The organism is Bacteroides sp. ET71, assembly GCF_023336905.1.
GTDB lineage: Bacteria > Bacteroidota > Bacteroidia > Bacteroidales > Bacteroidaceae > Bacteroides.
Genome location: NZ_JAMBLS010000002.1, coordinates 228,395 through 245,620, shown reverse-complemented (window position 1 = coordinate 245,620; position 17,226 = coordinate 228,395). Strand labels below are relative to the sequence as shown.

The following is a 17,226-nucleotide window of genomic DNA, read 5'->3' as shown; positions in this document are numbered from 1 at the left end:
CATTTAAAATGCGGATAGATTTATGGCAACACCTAAGAAAGAATCGTATGCCGAGGCTATGGAACGCCTGGAGAAGATAGTGGCGCAGATAGATGCCAATGAACTGGATGTGGACCAACTGGCCGATAAAATCAAGGAGGCCAACCGGATTATCGCTTTTTGCACGGGGAAACTGACGAAAGCAGAGGCGGAGATTGAAAATTTGCTGTCCGGGGAGTCGGAAACTAAAGAATAAACCGTACATTTGCGGAAACTAACGAGTGATGGGTATGACTACCGTTGAATTGAGAAAAACTGTCTTGCAGGAGGTTGCTTCGTTGATGGACGATGATGAGAGCATGCAGCAGTTGCTGGACTTTCTGCTTTCCCTGAAGGGGGACGGCCGGCAGGCGTATGTCTGCGGGCTGCCTTACACACGGAAGGAGCGCCGGCACTGCTTGTTGCAGTCGGAGGCGGATGTGATGGCCGGCAAGGTGTGTGCTCATGAGGAAGTGGTGGCCCGGATAAGAGAAAAGATTGCGGCATGGAAATAGTTTGGACTGAGGAGGCGGAACGCCACCTGACGGCTTTGGCCGATTACTACCTGCAGTCGGCCGGTGCGCTGACGGCAGGAAGCATGATGCAGCGCATAACGGACACCGTGGCGTGCCTGGCCGATTCGCCCTACGTGGGGCAATACCTGGAGGGGCGCGGGCAGGCCTATCGGGCGGTGATGGTGCCTCCGTATGGCAAGGTGATTTACCGCGTGGTGGGCAGCAAGGTGATGGTTGTGGCCGTGTGGGACTGCCGCAGGGACCCTTCGGACTCTTCGAAAGTGCTGCTGGGGCGGTGGATGGAATAGAACAAATGTAGGATTTGATTAATATGAACGATATGAAAGAAATGGATTGGTCTAATCTGTCCTTTGGATATATGCGGACAGATTACAATGTGAGAATCTACCATCGTAACGGACAATGGGGCGAGCTGGAGGTGTGCAGTGACGAGTATATCCCCCTGCACATGGCTGCCACCAGCCTGCACTACGGCCAGGAGGCTTTCGAGGGCCTGAAGGCTTTCAGGGGCAAGGACGGACGCATCCGTATTTTCCGCCTGGAGGAGAATGCCGCACGCCTGCAGTCTACCTGCCGCGGGATACTGATGCCTGAGCTTCCGACGGAGCGTTTCCGCGAGGCAGTCCTGAAGGTGGTGAAGCTGAACGAGCGTTTCGTGCCGCCTTACGAGAGCGGTGCGTCGCTGTATATCCGTCCCTTGCTTATCGGCACGGGGGCACAGGTGGGTGTAAAGCCGGCGAACGAGTATCTCTTCCTTATCTTCGTGACGCCCGTGGGCCCGTACTTCAAGGGGGGATTTGCCGCCACGCCGTATGTCATCACCCGCAAGTATGACCGTGCTGCCCCGCTGGGGACGGGTACTTTCAAGGTGGGTGGCAACTACGCGGCCAGCCTGCGAGCCAGCAAAGAGGCGCACGACGCGGGCTATTCGGCCGAGTTCTACCTGGACGCGAAGGAGAAGAAATATATGGACGAGTGTGGTGCGGCCAACTTCTTCGGCATCAAGGATAATACGTACATCACCCCGCTGTCGACGTCTATCCTGCCGAGCATCACCAACAAGAGCCTGATGCAACTGGCCGAAGACCTGGGGCTGAAGGTGGAACGGCGCCCCATCCCCGAGGAGGAACTTGCCACGTTTGAGGAGGCGGGGGCCTGCGGGACGGCGGCTGTCATCAGCCCTATCAGCCACATAGATGACCCGGAAAACGGCCGCAAGTATGTCTTCACCCACGACGGCACGCCGGGGCCTGTCAGCACGAAGCTGTACCATAAGCTGCGTGCCATACAGTATGGCGACGAACCGGATACGCACGGTTGGGTGACGGTGGTAGAATAAATCCTGTCAACATGGGAAAAGGAAAACTGCAGAAATTTGCCGACATGGCAGCTTACCCGCACGTCTTCGAGCACCCCTATGCCGGGCCCGGAGGCGTGCCTTTTGCGATGAGGGGGCGATGGGATGAGGATTTCTTCCGCAACGGCCGGCCGCTGACGCTGGAGCTGGGCTGTGGCAGGGGGGAATATACCGTGGGACTGGCCCGAAGGATGGCGGAGCGGAACTTTATCGGCGTCGACATCAAGGGTGCACGCATGTGGACGGGGGCTACCGATGCCCTGCGCGAAGGGTTGAAGAACGTGGCCTTCTTGCGCACTCGCATCGAGGCCATCGACCAGTGCTTCGCGCCCGCTGAGGTGGACGAGCTGTGGCTGACGTTCAGCGACCCGCAGATGAAGAAGGCCACGAAGCGGCTGACATCTACCTACTTCCTGGAGCGCTACCGCCGCTTCCTGCGCGACGGGGGCCGCGTGCATGTCAAGACGGACAGCCCTTTCATGTACACCTACACGCGCCTGATGCTGGAGCGCAACGGCCTGCCTGTCGAGCAGATGACCGACGACCTCTATGCCTCGCCCCTCAGCGGCGGCGTGCTGACGCAAATCCGCACCGCCTACGAGCAGCAATGGCTGGACCGCGGCATGACCATCAAGTACATCTGCTTCCGCCTGCCGCACGCCGGCACACTGGCCGAGCCCGAGGTGGACATCCCCTTGGACGACTACCGGAGCTACGGACGCAGCAAGAGGAGCGGGCTTGAAGTGTCCAGATAAATTACCGTCGGCGGCACACCCGGCAGGGCAAAACGTAACAGCTTGATACTGAAAGGGTGGGAGAGAGCCTACAAAACTCCCCACCTTTTCCTACAAAAGTCCCCACCTTTTCATGGAAAACTCCCCACCTTTTCCGGCCAAAGGTGCCATCTTTTCCTGCATCGGCCCCCGCCCGTCCCCGCAAAAGATGCTAACTGTAAACAATAAATACCATAACGATTATGACTCTCTATCCGAAACTGATACACGACGCACTGGCCACCGTGCGTTATCCCGGCAACGGGAAAAACCTGATCGAAGCCGACATGGTGGCCGACAACCTGCGCATCGACGGCATGAACGTCAGCTTCTCACTCATCTTCGACCGGCCCACCGACCCCTTTATGAAGTCGATGGTTAAGGCTGCCGAGACGGCCATACACACCTATGTGTCGCCCGACGTCCGCGTGACCATCACCACCGAAAGCCGACAGGCCGCACGACCCGAACCGGGCAAGATGCTGCCACAGGTCAGGAACGTCATCGCCGTGTCCAGCGGCAAGGGCGGGGTGGGCAAGAGTACCGTCGCCGCCAACTTGGCCGTGGCCCTCGTCCGGCTGGGCTACCGCGTCGGACTGTTGGATGCTGACATCTTCGGTCCCTCCATGCCAAAGATGTTCCAAGTCGAAGACGCCCGCCCCTATGCCGAGCACAAGGACGGACGCGACCTCATCGTACCCATCGAGAAATATGGATTGAAGCTCCTCTCCATCGGCTTCTTCGTCAACCCCGACCAGGCCACCCTCTGGCGCGGAGGCATGGCCAGCAACGCCCTGAAGCAACTCGTGGGCGACGCCGACTGGGGCCCGCTGGACTACTTTGTCATCGACACCCCGCCGGGCACCAGCGACATCCACCTCACCCTCCTCCAGACCCTCGCCATCACAGGCGCCGTCATCGTCACCACGCCCCAGCAAGTGGCCCTGGCCGATGCCCGCAAAGGCGTCGACATGTACCGCAACGACAAGGTAGGCGTCCCCATCCTGGGCCTGGTCGAGAACATGGCATGGTTCACCCCAGCCGAGCTGCCCGACAACCGCTACTACATCTTCGGCCGCGACGGAGGCCGGCACCTGGCCGACGAGCTGGGCGTTCCCCTGCTCGGACAAATCCCCCTGGTGCAAGGCATATGCGAGAGCGGTGACCAAGGCTCGCCCGTAGCCCTCGACCCCGACACCACGACCGGCCGCGCCTTCCTCCAACTGGCCGCCGCCGTCGTCCGCCAAGTCGACCGCCGCAACGTCGAAATGCCCCCCACCCATATCGTCGAGGTGCGCAAGTAGACACCCGCCCGACGGCACACGAAGAGGGCGCAGGCCGACCCTTGTCGCCCGCGCCCTCCGCGTTTGTTCCTATATCCGATGTCTCTCGATTCATGCCCTCCTGCGGGTCGTCGCCAGCCCGCTACGACAGGCGGAACGTCACAGGCAGCGTAAAGCGCACGTTCACCGCCTCGCCGTCCTGCCGACCGGGTGTCCACCGGGGCATGCCCTCCACCACACGGATAGCCTCAGCATCCAGCAGCGGGTCCACACCACGCATCACCTTCACGTTGGTCACCTGGCCCGTGCTCGCCACAACGAACTGCACGATGACCCTTCCCTCCTTCTTCGCAGCCTGCGCCTCCTTCGGATACTTGATATTCTTGGCCAGGTACGACATCAGCTCCTGGTTGCCTCCGGGGAACGTCGGAGCCTGCTCCACCATGTCATACACCTCGCCCAGCGGCGTTTCACCCGCCGCCTTTTCAGTCGACGTGCCCACCGGGTTCTCCACAGCGACGACATCCTTCTGCGCCGCCGAGTCGCCCCCGGCATAGCCCACCACCACGACCTCGTCCATTTCATTGCCCTTGCTCTCCTTGTTCTGGCAAGCGGCAGCCAGCAAGGCGGCTGCCGGAATCATGAGCAAGTACTTCACCCTGCCCATGCCGTTTGTCCTCTTTTTGTTCATCATACGGATTCTCGTTTTTAAAGGTAATACATTGAAGTGATTATAAAGATTTGCTGCAGCCGAAGTAAGAGTCATCTCCAGCAGTTGAAGCTGGTAAGCCTTCCTCCCGACACCCCGCCGGATAACGGCATCGTCGGCCAGGTATTCCAGGTTACGGCGCACCTCCCGTGCATACATCCACACCACAGGGTTGAACCAACACAGCGCGCAGGCCACCTGCGTCAGCACCACATCCACCGAATGTCCCTGCCTCACGTGTGCCGACTCATGCGCCAGGATGGTCTTCACCTCCTCGGCCGTATGCCCCGTCGGACACAGGTATATCTGCCCGAAGAACGAGAAGGGTGCCTCCCCCTCTTCCAGCACATGCACCCGTTGCCCCTCCACGCAGATGGCCGGACAGCGGCGGCGCAGGCGTGCCAGTGCGGCCACCTGCCCCACGATTCTCCCCATCAGGACAATGACGCCTGCCATATATATAAGGTATAAGGCCCCGGGCCACATCCCCACAGCTCCCGCCTCATGCTCCGTCACCACGACCTCGGGCAAGGCAATCTGCCCCGTCCACGCACCCACCTGCCCCGATGCGGGCAGGCTTTCTACGAGTGGTTCCACAAACGGCAGGGGCGCGCATACGGCAACGCCCAGCATCCCCAGCAACATGCCCCGCCGCCACCCGAAAAACGTGTCCCGCCCCAGCAGCACGACATATACCAGGTAAAGCATCGAAAGCACTACGTTGACTTGTATCAGATAGCTCATCATGGTCATTAAGAGGTTATTATTTGTCCTTTTCTTCTTCTATCATACGCAGGATGTCCTTCAGGTCGTCGCCAGACAGCTTCTGGTCGCGCGCAAAGAAAGACACCAGCTCTTTGTACGAGTTACGGAAATATTCCTGCACGAAGCCGCTCAGGAATGTCCGCTTGTATTCTGCCTCGCTCACCACGGGCAGGTATCTGTATCCGTTTCCTTCACGCTCTATCCTCACATACCCTTTGCGTTTCAGGTTTTGTATGATAGAGGCTACGGTCGTGTAAGGGGGAGAGGGAGGCGGATAGCATGCTAATACGTCTTTGATAAAGCCTCCCTGCAAGTGCCACACGTAGCGCATGGCTTCTTCTTCTTGTTGGGTCAGTTTCTGCATAATCAGTGACATGAAATTTGATGTCACAAATCTACGAAGTTTTCGTAACTCATACAAGGATAGATGGTTAATTTATATGAAAAGCCTCCTCTTTCTATCAGGCAGCTTTCGTTTCCCGGAGAAAAATCTTTCTGCCGACGGATTATAAGTGCTCATTCCTTTTCTGAAGATGTATCTTTAGCCTGGAGATGTATGTCTTTAAGTTAGAGATGTGTATCTTTAGCCTGGAGATGTATATCTCTAACCTGGAGATGAAGAATCAGACAGCCTTGAGCTGCTTTTTCTGTCACTTCCAGACATCTTTCCGGCGCATCGTCAGTCATGACCAATGGCTTTTTGCAGTTGTCCGGATACGGGCGGGCATTTATTTCTTTCCTATATTCGAGGAAAATCATTACTTTTGTCGCCGTAGAACAATTTCGTCTATCTTTTAAACAATAAGCATAATGAAAAACATCAAACATCTACTGTTCGGAGCCGTTGCCCTTTTGTTGGCAGCCTGCTCTACGACTCCCGAAACGTTTACCAACGAGTATGGTACCCGTTGGCATTGGGAAGGAGGTACTATTGTGACTGAAACACCCGAACGCCCCGCCGGACAACAGTCAGCCCTTGGTCTGACCGCACCTCGTCTGGAGGTGGTGCGCGTCGGCTTTGTGGGCCTGGGCATGCGTGGCCCGGGTGCGGTGGAACGCTTTACGCATATCCCCGGCACGCAGATCGTGGCACTGTGCGACTATGAGGCTGTGCGGGCAGAAGCCTGCCAAGGCTATCTGGAGCGTGCACGTATGCCCCGTGCGGAAATCTATTCGGGCGCAGAAGGCTATAAACAACTGTGCGAACGCGATGACATCGACCTGGTATATATCGCCACCGACTGGCTGCACCACTATCCCGTGGCACGCTATGCTTTGGAACATGGCAAGCACGTGGCCATCGAGGTGCCTTCGGCCTTGAACCTGCAACAGTGCTGGGATTTGGTGAACCTGAGCGAACAGACGCGCCGCCATTGCGTCATCTTGGAAAACTGCTGCTACGATTTCTTCGAACTGACCACGCTGAACATGGCCCAGCACGGCGTCTTCGGAGATATCATCCGTGCCCAGGGGGCTTATCTGCATTGCCTCGACCCCTTCTGGGACCATTATTGGAAGGCAGGCGAAGGCGATAAGCTGGGCTGGCGTCTGGACTACAACATGCGCCATCGTGGCGATGTCTATGCCACCCACGGCTTCGGCCCCGTGGCCCAAGCACTCAACATTCACCGCGGCGACCGCATTACCACACTCGTAGCCATGGACACGAAGTCTGTGATTGGAGCGCAGCGGGTGCAGGAACGGACAGACTCCGTTTGTTCTTCCTTCCGCAACGGCGACCATACCACTACCCTGATGCGGACAGCTCTGGGCAAAGTGATAGAGATACAACACAACGTCATGACGCCCCAGCCCTATAACCGCCTGTATCAACTGACCGGCACGCTGGGCTTTGCCAACAAGTATCCCGTGGAAGGCTACGCCGTGTCCGGAGAACAACTGGCATCCTCGGGTGTCAAGCCCGAAGTGGACGACCTCTCTGCCCATTCCTTCCTGCCACAGAAAGAATACCAGGCATTGGCCGAGAAATATGAGCATCCTATCCTGAAGAAATACGGAGAACTGGCCAAGGAAGTGGGCGGACACGGCGGCATGGACTTTATCATGGACAGCCGTCTGGTTTACTGTCTGCAAAATGGCCTCCCTATGGACATGGATGTCTATGACCTGGCCGAGTGGTGTTGCCTGGCCGAACTGGGCTCGCTCAGCATGGACAACGGCTGTGCTCCGGTTGCTTTCCCCGACTTCACTCGTGGCGAGTGGAATAAGACCAAAGGCTTCAGCCATGCTTTTGCTTCGCCCGAAGAAGAGCGCATGGCAGCCGAAAAGGCTCAAGCCTTTACGGATAGCCTCACGGCCCGGCGTCCGTAATCTGCCTTTCCCGGCCTCATACATAAATGTAGGCGCGTATGTTCCGGATTCCTTTTCCGGCATACGCGCCTACACTTTTTCTTTGTGAAGCATTATCTCACGCCGATGGCAATGCGGATGCTTCTTCCTTTTTAGCCTTATACTGTCTGTATTTCTCGATGACGTGTCTCCTGCTCTGTATGATTTGCCAGCGGTATACCAGGCAGGTCGTCAGGAAATAGATACCGGTCTGCAACCACAAAGCACGGTATTCGAAAGCAACTTCGTTCAGGGTGGCTCCCATGCTGTTGATGCGCACATAGCCGTTGATTCCGAAGGTGGAAGGGAACAAATAGGAGAACCCTTTCCAGAACGGCGGTATCGCACTGCCCGGCCACGATATGCCTGAAAGGAACAGCAGTGGTACGGAAGTGAAAACAAACAACAACATGCAAGTCTCGCGGTTGCGGATAGCAATGGATGCTGTCATGCTGAAAAAGATACATGCCAGCAGGTAAGGCAGGCAGAAAAGAGTCAGTTCTCCCGGCAAAGCAATCTGATTCAGGCGAAACAGGCGGGGAACCACAATTAAGATGTAGACTGCCACCAGGGCATAAAGCATCAGGTAACTTAACCCCTTGCCCAGCACGATACGCAATGTGCCGTTGTAGTGACGCTGCACAGGGACAAGGTCGCGGAAACGGTTGTGCTCGCGGGCAGTGCCGGCACTCAGGCCGATACCCAGAAGCAGTGTCTGTTGGATGATGAGCATCAGCACGGCGGGAATGAGGAAAGCTGCAAAACCGTTAGTCGGGTTGTAGAGCGCCACGTCTTGGTAGACAATGGGGTAGGCCGTCAGTTCATCCTGCCGTTCCGTTGTATTGCCGACTCGGGCTATTTTGATTTCAGCGTTCATGTCCAATGACACTTCGGTATTGGCCAGCAGCATCGATTTGTAGTATAACAATCCACTCATGTCACAATAGAGAGAGACTTGCGTCTGTCGCCCTTGCGCAATGTCATCACTGAACGAAGCGGGCAGGTAGATGATGCCATAAGCCTTGCGTTCGCGCAGTGCCAGTTTGGCCTCTTCCATGTCGGCGCAGTGACTGACAATGCTTACCTCGGGAGTAGCATCCACCCGGCGCAGGTAGTCCCTGCTCAGTGCAGTACGTGAGTTGTCTACTACGACAGCAGGCACGTCGCGCAGAGTCTCATTGGTATAGATAAAAGAGTATATCAATGGATAAACCAAAGGAACGAGCACGAAAAAAATCAGCATGCCCTGGTCGCGGAAGGTATTGCGGAATTCCTGTTTCCAGATGTAGAAGAGGTCGTTTACCCCCTGTTTTACTCTTTGTTTGAAAGTCAGGCTTTTCATATCAGGGAACGTATTTATAGTAAATCAAGGCTCCTTTCAGCCGGTGTGCTACCAAGAAAGGAAGCAACATGAAGAGCAGTAACGCCACGTAGTTGCTCCACGAATAAATCATCGGATAGCCGTTGAGAGCCTGGTCTACATAGATGAGAAAATAATGGCGCAACGGGAAAAGGTTGGCCAGAGCCTGCAACGTGGGGTGCATGCCCATCAGCGGAAAAGACAATCCGCACATCGAGAATGACAACACTCCCCACAATGAAGCGAAGCTCAGTCCGAGACGTAGCGTAGGCAAGGTACCTATCATCAGAATACCCATTCCTTGCGAAGCCAACACGAGGCATAGCGTGGCCAGTAACATTGGCCAGATGCCGCTGTGGCAGGGGTAGTGCAGAAAGCCATACAGATAGATATTGTAGAAGATGCCCATCAGGAAAAAAATAGCCGTGTGTGGCAACAGCTTTCCAGCCAGTGAAATCCAGATAGAGTTGTTGCCCATGCGTAGCCATTGACGGGCGGTACGTTCCTTGATTTCTACTCCGATGGAGAATACGGTTACCATAAAGATGAGCAGCATCAGGACTCCCGGTGCGAACGTATTGTTCAGATAGACCGAATAATTCAGCCAAGGATTGTTGAGCGGGTGAGTGTCGATGACGATAGGTTGCAGGTAGTCCATGGCCTGTTGCTCTGTGGCACCTTTGGCCAGAAGGGTAGCCTGAACGACAGCCCCCGAAGCCAGCTCGCTCATGGTTTTCATGTCTTTGAATAGCAGCGAGCCGGCAATCAACAGCGTGTTGTTGGTGTAGAAAGATACGGTGGGGCGACGCTGTGCTTGTGCTTCGGCTGTCGTGCCCTCAGGTATGTAATAGAATCCGTAGATTTCGTTTCGTTGCATGGCTCGGCGAGCTTCGTCGAAGCTGGCGTAGCGAGCCACGACTTTGCTCTGCTGGAACGCGTCCAATGTACGCGTCAGTTGGCGGGTCATGGAGGTCTGGTCTTGGTCTACGATGCCTACGGGCATGTCTTGCGGCAGTCCGGAATCCATCAGCGTGGTGAAGAAAACGTAGCAGAACAGCGGTGCCACTACCATGCAAAACAGGTAAAGCGGACGCGAGACAAGTCGGCGGCACTCGCGTTTCATCACGCTCCAGAGAGCTTTATGTTTATAGACAAGATTCATTTTATTTCTTTAGGATGACACTCATGCCGGGGCGTAAGCCTTCTACTGCTTCTTGTGGTGTGGCTCTTACTTCGAAAGTCTTCAAGTCAAACTGCCCCGTGGTTTTAGTGGCCTTCCAGGCAGCATAAGTGCCCAGGTCTTTCATGTAATATACTTTCAGGCGGATGTTGTGGTTCAGTGCCGGCACGAAGGCGTCAAATTCACTACCCATGCCCAAGCCTTGCAAAAGATCTTCGCGCACGTTGAACGTGACCCACATGTCGTCCATGACGGCTATGTTCATGATGGGGGCGCCAGTTCCTACCAGTTCTCCTACCTTGGGAAATATTTCCGATACTTCGCCGGGTGCCTGTGCAACCAGCACTGTCTCTTTAATATAAGACTCCACTTCGGCTACGGCTCCCTTGGCGCGTTCTACTAAAGCGGCAGCCGCTTCTTTGTCTTCGCGTTCTGCACCGTTGCGTGCCATGTCATATTGGGCACGGGCTGCCTTTTCGGTAGCAATGGCTGCATCTCGTTGGGCTGTGGCTTCATCCAGCTTTTGTGCTGTCATGACGCCCTGTTCTTTCAGGTTCTTCACCCTTTTATACGATTTGGTAGCTATCTCTAAACCGGCTTTGGCTTTCTGCCATATTTCATAGGCTGCCTGCACCTGTTCGTGGCGTGCTCCTTTCAGTGCTTTTTCGTTTTGAGCTTGTGCGGCAGCTTGTGCGGCACGTGCTTGCTCCAATTTGGCTACTACATCCGGTGCTTCAAGCAAGGCCAAGGTGTCACCAGCTTCGACGTGTTGTCCTTCCTTCACGCGAAACTCCCATATGCGGCCCGGTACTTTACTTGATACACGATACTCGGTTACCTCGGCTTGTCCTTGCACTATTTCGGGGCCTTTGCGCAGTGCAAAGAATCCTACCAAGGCTACTACGGCTACTACACCCAACAAGGTGAGGAATGCCAACAGCATGTTGCTGTTCTGTGCTTTGATATTCATATGTTGATTACTTTATCGGTTTCTCGATGGTTAATTGTCCGGTAGCACGCATCAGGTAGAGTTCTGTCAGTTTGACGTCTATCTGTGCGTCAATTCGTTCGGATTGGGCAGACAACCAGGCTGTATGTGCTTCCAATACGTTGCTGGCAGGAATCACCCCTTCTTCGAATCCCAAGTTGGCATAGCGTAGGTTTTCGTCGGCTTTTTCCAGGTTTTTTTCTGCCATTGCCAGCTTTTTGGCTGCCTCTCGCACCTGAAAGGCCGACTGGTTCACCTGCAGTTCTATTTTCTCGCGTGCGTCCTGCAACTGATATTGGGCGATGCGTGCCTCTGCTTTAGCGGCTTTCACTTTGTAGATGCCTTCACCCCAATGCCAGATAGGTAAGGAGAGGGTAACTCCTACGTTCCACATTCCTTTGAATTTGTTCTCAAAACTGTTGAATACACTGGGATTGGTAGCTATGTAGCCTCCAATCAAAGCCAATGATGGCAAGTAGTCGGCACGGGCCACGTTTATTTTCTGTCGGTAAATGTTTGTTGCTAATTCCAGACTACGTATTTCCGGGCGATTGGCATATACGGCTTCCATGTTGATGTCCCGGGTGGGTACGACGTTGGGAGCCAAGTCTTGTTCTGTTTCGTCTTGTAACCGGATGGGGGCAGAGAGGTCCAGCCCACATAGCTGGCAAAGTAGCATACGGGCCAGGCTCAGGCCGTCGTTGACTTTGGTAAGTGTCATTTCTGCCTCGTTCACTTTTACTTTTACCGAGAGGCCGTCTGCCTTGGTTGCCACTCCTTCGGCAATCATCTTGTCGACATCACTTTCCAGTTTTTGCAGCAAGGCCAGGTAGCTTTCGGCCAGCCTTTGTTTGTTGGCCAGCGACACGACTTGCCAATAAGCCTGGTCCGTGCTGAGTATGACTTCTTGCATGCCGCTATAATGTTGTTGGCGTGCCAATGCTTCAGCATATTTGGTAATCTTGTTATAGGCACGTATCTTGCCTCCCATGTAAAGCGGTTGAGTCAGTGTCAAAGCGCCGGCATACATGTTGCGCGTATCGGTTCGCAGTGCGTCGACTACGGCTGTGCCTGCATTGTTCAATGCCCCTGTCAGACTCTCGCCCAATGCTGCCAGTGAACCTCCCAGTTGTGGATAGATTTTAGAGATGGCTTCTGCTGCCTGTTGCAAAGGAGTTCCCAAGCTGGTTCCTAATCCGGACAGTGTACTTTTCTGGGCATCGCTCAGCAGTGACAGTTCGCGGCTGGTGCGTATGTAGCCGCCGGCAGCAGATATCTTGGGCAAGAAATTGGTGAAGGCTGCTTTTCGTTGGTAGTGGGCAGCATTCACTTTCTCATTGCTCATTAACAGGGTCTTGTTATTGGCCAGGGCCAGTGTACGACAACTGTCCAGGCTAAGTATCCCTTGGCTTTTGACTGGTAACCAGGTACAGGTTAATCCGATGATGATATAAAAGAGTCTTTTCATTGTATTTATTTCAACCATACATTTCTGCTATAACAATGCTGCCCGTAATTTGTTCGTCATTTCTAGACGTCAATGTACGACGGGCAGTCTGAATTTTTAGGCAGTGGAAGACTTTTTAGTCCAGGGTGAAGTCTTGTGTGCCAATGAGTGTACCGTCGGCAAAGATGTCTATCCGATAGTTTCCGGCATAGAGGAATTCTTCTACGTCCCAATAGACGGTGACGGGCTGTTCTTCGCCGTTGTATTCGATGTATTTTTTGATAGAATAGCGTAACTGGCGGTTTTCATAAGGGAAGGTGTCGGCTGCGTTTTTGGTCAGCACGTCGTTGTCCGGCTTCATGATGCGTACATACAGTGTCCGTTCTCCGGTTTCGGCTGTGATGTTTTTACTGATGGTAAAATCTATTTTCAGCTTGACGATGTTTTTGATGCGTTTCGTCTTCCGGCTGCGTTTGTTCAGAGGAGTAACTGTGATGGCTGTGGCATCGAGCTGTGCGGCCAAGGTTACTTTCTGGTCGAGTGCTTTCTTTTCTTCCGACAGGTTGCTGATGGTGGCCGAAGCTGCGTGGTATTTCTGAGTGACATCGTCAATGATTTCCTTCTGTCGGGCCGTCAGTTGGTTCAGAGAGTCTATCTGGTTGATGTAGCTGACCATTACCTTGCGTAGTGTGTTGAGTTCGTTACGCAGGCGGCGTATCTCGGCGGCGTTGGTACTCTTTACGGTGCGTAGCTCTTCCAGCAGGCGTTGGGTCTTGAGTTGTTCTTGTTCCAATAGTGAAGACAACGAATCGTTGGAGACTGTCATTTTCAGTTCGTCATACTGTCGGGCGAAGGTGGTGTATTGATTCTCAAGGTCTTCTTTCTCCAGTTCGAATTCTTGCACCAGTTCGCGGTTTGTTTTCTTCTCGGACAGCAGCAGGTAAGTGACGCCTGCCAGCAGCAATACAAGGACGATGCCTACCGGGATAATGATTTTGTTTTTGTTCATAGCCAATGGTTTCTTTGTTTTATCCGGTGCAAAAATAGGAATAAATTGCAGAACTATAAAGAACGAAGAGGCTTTTAAATGAAGAATGAGGAAGGTGATGGCACACAGATGACCCTGATTAAGCAGATTTACGCAGATTCATTATTGTCAATCTGTAAAATCTGTGGTCATCTGTCCTGTCTGCGTCGTCTGTGTGCCATAAGTCCTCATTTATAAAAGGAATACGACGGAGGAGTATGCGCCCAGGCGCAGTTGCGTCGTGCCGTCATCTTGCGTGGACTGTTCCACGGTGCCTTGCGTGGCCACGGCTTTTTGCACGGTGTCGGTCAGCGGCAGGGTGATGGCTGTGTTGCCGAAGTTGTGCAGCACCAGCATCTGTTGGTCGTCCTGCGTCATGTACCAAGCGGCCAGCGAGTTGTAGTTGGCGTTCGAGTCGTTGTAGGTCGGATGCTCCGACATGGTGCCGGTGGCCAGTGCCGGGTAGGTGTTGCGCAGGCGGGTGAACGTCTGGTAGGTGTTCAGCAGCGAGGCGGCGTCGGCCTGCTGTTCGCTGACGGAGGGCACGTTGGAGGCTACACCGGCGTCAATCTTGTCCGTATAGGCAGTGGTGTATGAGTCGCCCCACAGCATCGGGCTGCGCACATATTCGTCGCCTTTCTCCTTGGTGCCGTACAGGCCCAGTTCTTCGCCATAATATATATAAGGTGAACCTTGGGCGGTGAGCAGCACGGCGGCGGCCAGGCGGCACTTGTCGGCATTGCGGCCCAGCAGCGAGGCGGCGCGGTCTTCGTCGTGGTTGCTCAGCTTGGTGGCGGCGATGTAGTCGGAGCGCACGGCGGCGTATTCCTGGCGGTAGCCCAGCAGGTCGTTGGCGAAGTAGCGGCCGGTGCCGTTGTTGATGGCCCACTCCAGGCGGTACCAGAAGGAGAACTCGAACAGGGCAGGCAGTCCGGCGTAGTAGGGAGCCACTTCGTTGTGTTCGCTCAGCACCTCACCCACCATGTAGAGGTCGTCCGTGTGGCCTTGTGCGTGGTAGGTGGTGTTCATGTCGTCGTAGAAGGTGCGGAGGAAGGTGGGGTTCTCCGACGACGTGGCGTTGTGGTAGATGTGCTTCACGGCATCCAGTCGGAATCCGTCTACGCCGCGTTCTATCCATCCGCGGGCGGCGGAGGCGATGGCTTGGTAGGCGGGCGACGAGGCGCACTGGTCGACGGGGCCGTAGTTGAGGTCGGCGAACCAGTCGGTCTGGAAGGCCGAGTGATAGTACCAGAGCTTCATGCTGTCGAAGAGGATGTTGGCGGCCGTGGTGTTGTTCAGCACGAAGGGTTCGCCTTCGCTGATGCGGTCGGACGAGGAGGGGGCGCCGTACTTCGTGCCGCCGTCCCACGAAGTGTTGCTGGTGCGGATGAGGAAGCCCCATGATGAGGCGAAGTCGACGATGAGGTCATAATGGCCGTTGCCACGGTCGTAGAACTTTTTGCAGATGCCGTCGCCGTAGTACAGGTACTTGGCGCCTTCGGTCGAAGTGTCAGGATTGTCGTCGTCGACCGGACCGTCCCATTGGTCGTAGGTGACGGTGGGGTGGGCGGCATCGCTCCAGTCGAGCGTGAACTTGAATCGTCCCGATACCTCCGAGTCCGAGCTGGAGACGTTGAACCACTCGCCGGCGTTGTAGCCGTTGCGTTCAATCATCGGGATGAGTCCTGCGGCGATGTCCGATGCCGGGTCTTGCGAGAAGGTGTAGTAGTCGCGGTAGGGGCTGTCTTCCGATGCTTGGGCGGCGAGAAACCACGGGTGGTCTTTGCCCGTGTGGTTCATCACGTAGTCCAGGTAGATGCGGATGTTGCGCTTGTGCGCTTCGCTGACCAGGCGGTCGAAGTCGGCCTGCGTGCCCAGGCGCGGGTCGATGGCGGTGTAGTCCGTCACGTCGTATCCGTGGTAGGACATGGCGGGGTGGATGGGGCTGAGCCACAGGGCGCTGATGCCCATCTGTTGCAGGTAGTCCAGCTTGTCGGTCACGCCCGCCAGGTCGCCCCAGCCGTCGCCGTTGCTGTCGGCGAAGGAGTAGACGAGGAGCTGGTAGGTCAGCCCGGCGCGTTTGTTGTTGTCCCACGTGTCGGGCGTGGGGCTGACGATGGTCCATTCGGTGGGGTCGTCGCCTCCGCCGCCGGGAGGATTGTCGGGCGGGGTTATGGGGTTGTCGTCGCTGCATGCGGCGAACACAGCGAGCATGGCCCAAACGGCGAGCCATGCCCGGGAAGAGAGGTGTTTGAAGATTTGTTTCATGATGTGTGATGAATGGTGTGTGATGAATGAATGTTGTCCTTTTGCTCTGTCATGTCGAGCGGAGGCGCAGCCGGAGTCGAGACACCTCACTATGCGCTTTCGTTGTGCGGGACATTGGGGATTCCGGGCTTTAGGGAGATCCTTCGACTTCGGCTTCGCCTTCGCTCAGGATGACAAGCGAGCCTCGTCGTTTGTGGCAAGCGAGCCTCGTCGTTTGTGGCAAGCGAGCCTCGTCGTTTGTGGCAAGCGAGCCTCGTCGCTTGCCGTAAGCGAGCCTCGTCGCTTGCCGTCGACGGAAAGTTTGTCAACCAAATGTGCCTTGGCCGCTGTCGTCATCGTCGCCTCCCGTTTGCTCGCCGGAGGGCGTGGTGGGAGCTTGGCCGACGTAGAGGTCTTGCTCGTAATCGATGACGCGAGAGCTTTTCAAGCGGGTGCTTGCGTTGCTGAAGTACGTCTCCACCCGCAGCCGGTACGTCCCCTGGGGCAGCGAGGCGGGGATGGCGAACATCAGGCGGCTGGGGTCGTTGATGGCCAGCGAGGTGATGTCCGTCTCGGCCTGCGTCTCGGTGTTGACCAGGACGACCTTGCCCATGGCCGTGCCGTCGGCATTGATGCTGCGGATTTTGTTGCCCGTCACCTCGACGATGCCGCCGGGCGACAGCGAGCCGTCCGTTCGGCCCGTCACCGTGTCCTTCACCAGCCCGATGCGTGCGCCGCCCAGGTCCTTGACGCGGCCCGTGAACTCGGGGCGAACCTTCTGCACCTCGTCGCGCAGTGCCTTCGACGGCACGATGTTCACGCCCAGGGCGTTGACTGCCGCGTCGAACGTGCCCGTATCGCCGGTGAACACGCCCGTGATGCTGGGCGAGTACTGTGCCGAGCCGGTCACCACGGTGTTGCCCTGGCAGACGAACTGCCGTATCTTCTCGTCGATGAGGTTGGCGATGCCGATGATGGTATCCAGTCGATACTCCGTGCGTTCGCGCACGATGTCGCGTGCAATGTCTTCGATGTTGACCGAGCGCAGCGTGCGCACCTTGGCCACCCGGTCCTCCTTCACGTCTTTCGTCATCGGATTGTCCTGAAGGTCGAACATCCATACGTATTCTTTCGTTTCAGCCATGATAATAGATGTTTTTAAAGGGTTAATATTGAAGAGAAAGGGC

At 55.7% G+C, this 17,226-nt stretch carries 16 protein-coding genes; 7 read left to right on the top strand and 9 right to left on the bottom strand.

Annotation, left to right across the window (positions count from 1 at the left end):
* Positions 1–22 precede the first annotated feature (22 nt).
* From xseB to M3090_RS02365, 6 genes are all read left to right on the top strand, one after another.
* Complete coding sequence (xseB, locus tag M3090_RS02390) at positions 23–235, top strand: exodeoxyribonuclease VII small subunit (protein ID WP_249053802.1); 213 nt, start codon at positions 23–25, stop codon at positions 233–235.
* A 34-nt stretch (positions 236–269) separates the two neighbouring features.
* Positions 270–533, top strand: a complete 264-nt coding sequence (locus tag M3090_RS02385; RefSeq protein WP_249053801.1) for a hypothetical protein — start codon at positions 270–272, stop codon at positions 531–533.
* A complete protein-coding gene (locus M3090_RS02380; RefSeq protein ID WP_249053800.1) occupies positions 524–841 on the top strand; it encodes a type II toxin-antitoxin system RelE/ParE family toxin in 318 nt (105 codons plus the stop codon). The genes M3090_RS02385 and M3090_RS02380 overlap by 10 nt, the downstream gene beginning before the upstream one ends.
* Before the next feature lie 32 nt (positions 842–873).
* Positions 874–1,893: a branched-chain amino acid aminotransferase gene (locus M3090_RS02375; protein ID WP_249053822.1), complete on the top strand. Its 1,020-nt coding sequence runs from the start codon at positions 874–876 to the stop codon at positions 1,891–1,893.
* A gap of 11 nt (positions 1,894–1,904) precedes the next feature.
* Complete coding sequence (gene trmB / locus M3090_RS02370; protein WP_249053799.1) at positions 1,905–2,666, top strand: tRNA (guanosine(46)-N7)-methyltransferase TrmB; 762 nt, start codon at positions 1,905–1,907, stop codon at positions 2,664–2,666.
* A 221-nt stretch (positions 2,667–2,887) separates the two neighbouring features.
* Complete coding sequence (locus M3090_RS02365; protein WP_249053798.1) at positions 2,888–3,988, top strand: Mrp/NBP35 family ATP-binding protein; 1,101 nt, start codon at positions 2,888–2,890, stop codon at positions 3,986–3,988.
* A 121-nt stretch (positions 3,989–4,109) separates the two neighbouring features.
* Here the strand turns inward: M3090_RS02365 and M3090_RS02360 are convergent, their stop codons facing one another.
* Together M3090_RS02360 and M3090_RS02355 are read right to left on the bottom strand one after the other, a co-directional pair.
* Positions 4,110–5,423 (bottom strand): TonB family protein, encoded by a 1,314-nt coding sequence (locus M3090_RS02360; RefSeq protein WP_249053797.1) that lies wholly within the window; start codon positions 5,421–5,423, stop codon positions 4,110–4,112.
* A 16-nt stretch (positions 5,424–5,439) separates the two neighbouring features.
* On the bottom strand, positions 5,440–5,805 hold the full coding sequence (locus M3090_RS02355; protein ID WP_249053796.1) for a BlaI/MecI/CopY family transcriptional regulator: 366 nt from the start codon (positions 5,803–5,805) through the stop codon (positions 5,440–5,442).
* A gap of 446 nt (positions 5,806–6,251) precedes the next feature.
* On the opposite strand from M3090_RS02355, the gene M3090_RS02350 reads away from it, so the two are divergent.
* Positions 6,252–7,772 (top strand): Gfo/Idh/MocA family protein, encoded by a 1,521-nt coding sequence (locus tag M3090_RS02350; protein ID WP_249053795.1) that lies wholly within the window; start codon positions 6,252–6,254, stop codon positions 7,770–7,772.
* A gap of 97 nt (positions 7,773–7,869) precedes the next feature.
* On the opposite strand, the gene M3090_RS02345 is transcribed toward M3090_RS02350, so the two are convergent.
* The 7 genes from M3090_RS02345 to M3090_RS02315 all read right to left on the bottom strand — a co-directional run bounded on the left by M3090_RS02345 (position 7,870) and on the right by M3090_RS02315 (position 17,183).
* Positions 7,870–9,132, bottom strand: coding sequence for an ABC transporter permease (locus M3090_RS02345; RefSeq protein ID WP_249053794.1), 1,263 nt, complete (start codon positions 9,130–9,132; stop codon positions 7,870–7,872).
* Between the two features lies 1 nt (position 9,133).
* Complete coding sequence (locus M3090_RS02340; protein WP_249053793.1) at positions 9,134–10,312, bottom strand: ABC transporter permease; 1,179 nt, start codon at positions 10,310–10,312, stop codon at positions 9,134–9,136.
* A gap of 1 nt (position 10,313) precedes the next feature.
* On the bottom strand, positions 10,314–11,300 hold the full coding sequence (locus M3090_RS02335; protein WP_249053792.1) for an HlyD family secretion protein: 987 nt from the start codon (positions 11,298–11,300) through the stop codon (positions 10,314–10,316).
* A gap of 7 nt (positions 11,301–11,307) precedes the next feature.
* Positions 11,308–12,786, bottom strand: a complete 1,479-nt coding sequence (locus M3090_RS02330) for a TolC family protein (RefSeq protein WP_249053791.1) — start codon at positions 12,784–12,786, stop codon at positions 11,308–11,310.
* Positions 12,787–12,901: 115 nt separating this feature from the next.
* Entirely contained in the window at positions 12,902–13,774 is an 873-nt protein-coding gene (locus M3090_RS02325) for a hypothetical protein (protein WP_249053790.1), read from the bottom strand.
* Between the two features lie 210 nt (positions 13,775–13,984).
* Positions 13,985–16,060, bottom strand: a complete 2,076-nt coding sequence (locus M3090_RS02320; protein WP_249053789.1) for an alpha-amylase family glycosyl hydrolase — start codon at positions 16,058–16,060, stop codon at positions 13,985–13,987.
* A gap of 304 nt (positions 16,061–16,364) precedes the next feature.
* Entirely contained in the window at positions 16,365–17,183 is an 819-nt protein-coding gene (locus tag M3090_RS02315) for a DNA-binding domain-containing protein (RefSeq protein WP_249053788.1), read from the bottom strand.
* Between the last annotated feature and the right edge of the window lie 43 nt (positions 17,184–17,226).

Excerpts from the sequence above, each read along its gene's own strand:
- xseB (WP_249053802.1), top strand. The coding sequence starts at position 23 with ATGGCAACACCTAAGAAAGAATCGTATGCCGAGGCTATGGAACGCCTG.
- M3090_RS02385 (WP_249053801.1), top strand. The coding sequence starts at position 270 with ATGACTACCGTTGAATTGAGAAAAACTGTCTTGCAGGAGGTTGCTTCG.
- M3090_RS02380 (WP_249053800.1), top strand. The coding sequence starts at position 524 with ATGGAAATAGTTTGGACTGAGGAGGCGGAACGCCACCTGACGGCTTTG.
- M3090_RS02375 (WP_249053822.1), top strand. The coding sequence starts at position 874 with ATGAAAGAAATGGATTGGTCTAATCTGTCCTTTGGATATATGCGGACA.
- trmB (WP_249053799.1), top strand. The coding sequence starts at position 1,905 with ATGGGAAAAGGAAAACTGCAGAAATTTGCCGACATGGCAGCTTACCCG.
- M3090_RS02365 (WP_249053798.1), top strand. The coding sequence starts at position 2,888 with ATGACTCTCTATCCGAAACTGATACACGACGCACTGGCCACCGTGCGT.
- M3090_RS02360 (WP_249053797.1), bottom strand. The coding sequence starts at position 5,423 with ATGATGAGCTATCTGATACAAGTCAACGTAGTGCTTTCGATGCTTTAC.
- M3090_RS02355 (WP_249053796.1), bottom strand. The coding sequence starts at position 5,805 with ATGCAGAAACTGACCCAACAAGAAGAAGAAGCCATGCGCTACGTGTGG.
- M3090_RS02350 (WP_249053795.1), top strand. The coding sequence starts at position 6,252 with ATGAAAAACATCAAACATCTACTGTTCGGAGCCGTTGCCCTTTTGTTG.
- M3090_RS02345 (WP_249053794.1), bottom strand. The coding sequence starts at position 9,132 with ATGAAAAGCCTGACTTTCAAACAAAGAGTAAAACAGGGGGTAAACGAC.
- M3090_RS02340 (WP_249053793.1), bottom strand. The coding sequence starts at position 10,312 with ATGAATCTTGTCTATAAACATAAAGCTCTCTGGAGCGTGATGAAACGC.
- M3090_RS02335 (WP_249053792.1), bottom strand. The coding sequence starts at position 11,300 with ATGAATATCAAAGCACAGAACAGCAACATGCTGTTGGCATTCCTCACC.
- M3090_RS02330 (WP_249053791.1), bottom strand. The coding sequence starts at position 12,786 with ATGAAAAGACTCTTTTATATCATCATCGGATTAACCTGTACCTGGTTA.
- M3090_RS02325 (WP_249053790.1), bottom strand. The coding sequence starts at position 13,774 with ATGAACAAAAACAAAATCATTATCCCGGTAGGCATCGTCCTTGTATTG.
- M3090_RS02320 (WP_249053789.1), bottom strand. The coding sequence starts at position 16,060 with ATGAAACAAATCTTCAAACACCTCTCTTCCCGGGCATGGCTCGCCGTT.
- M3090_RS02315 (WP_249053788.1), bottom strand. The coding sequence starts at position 17,183 with ATGGCTGAAACGAAAGAATACGTATGGATGTTCGACCTTCAGGACAAT.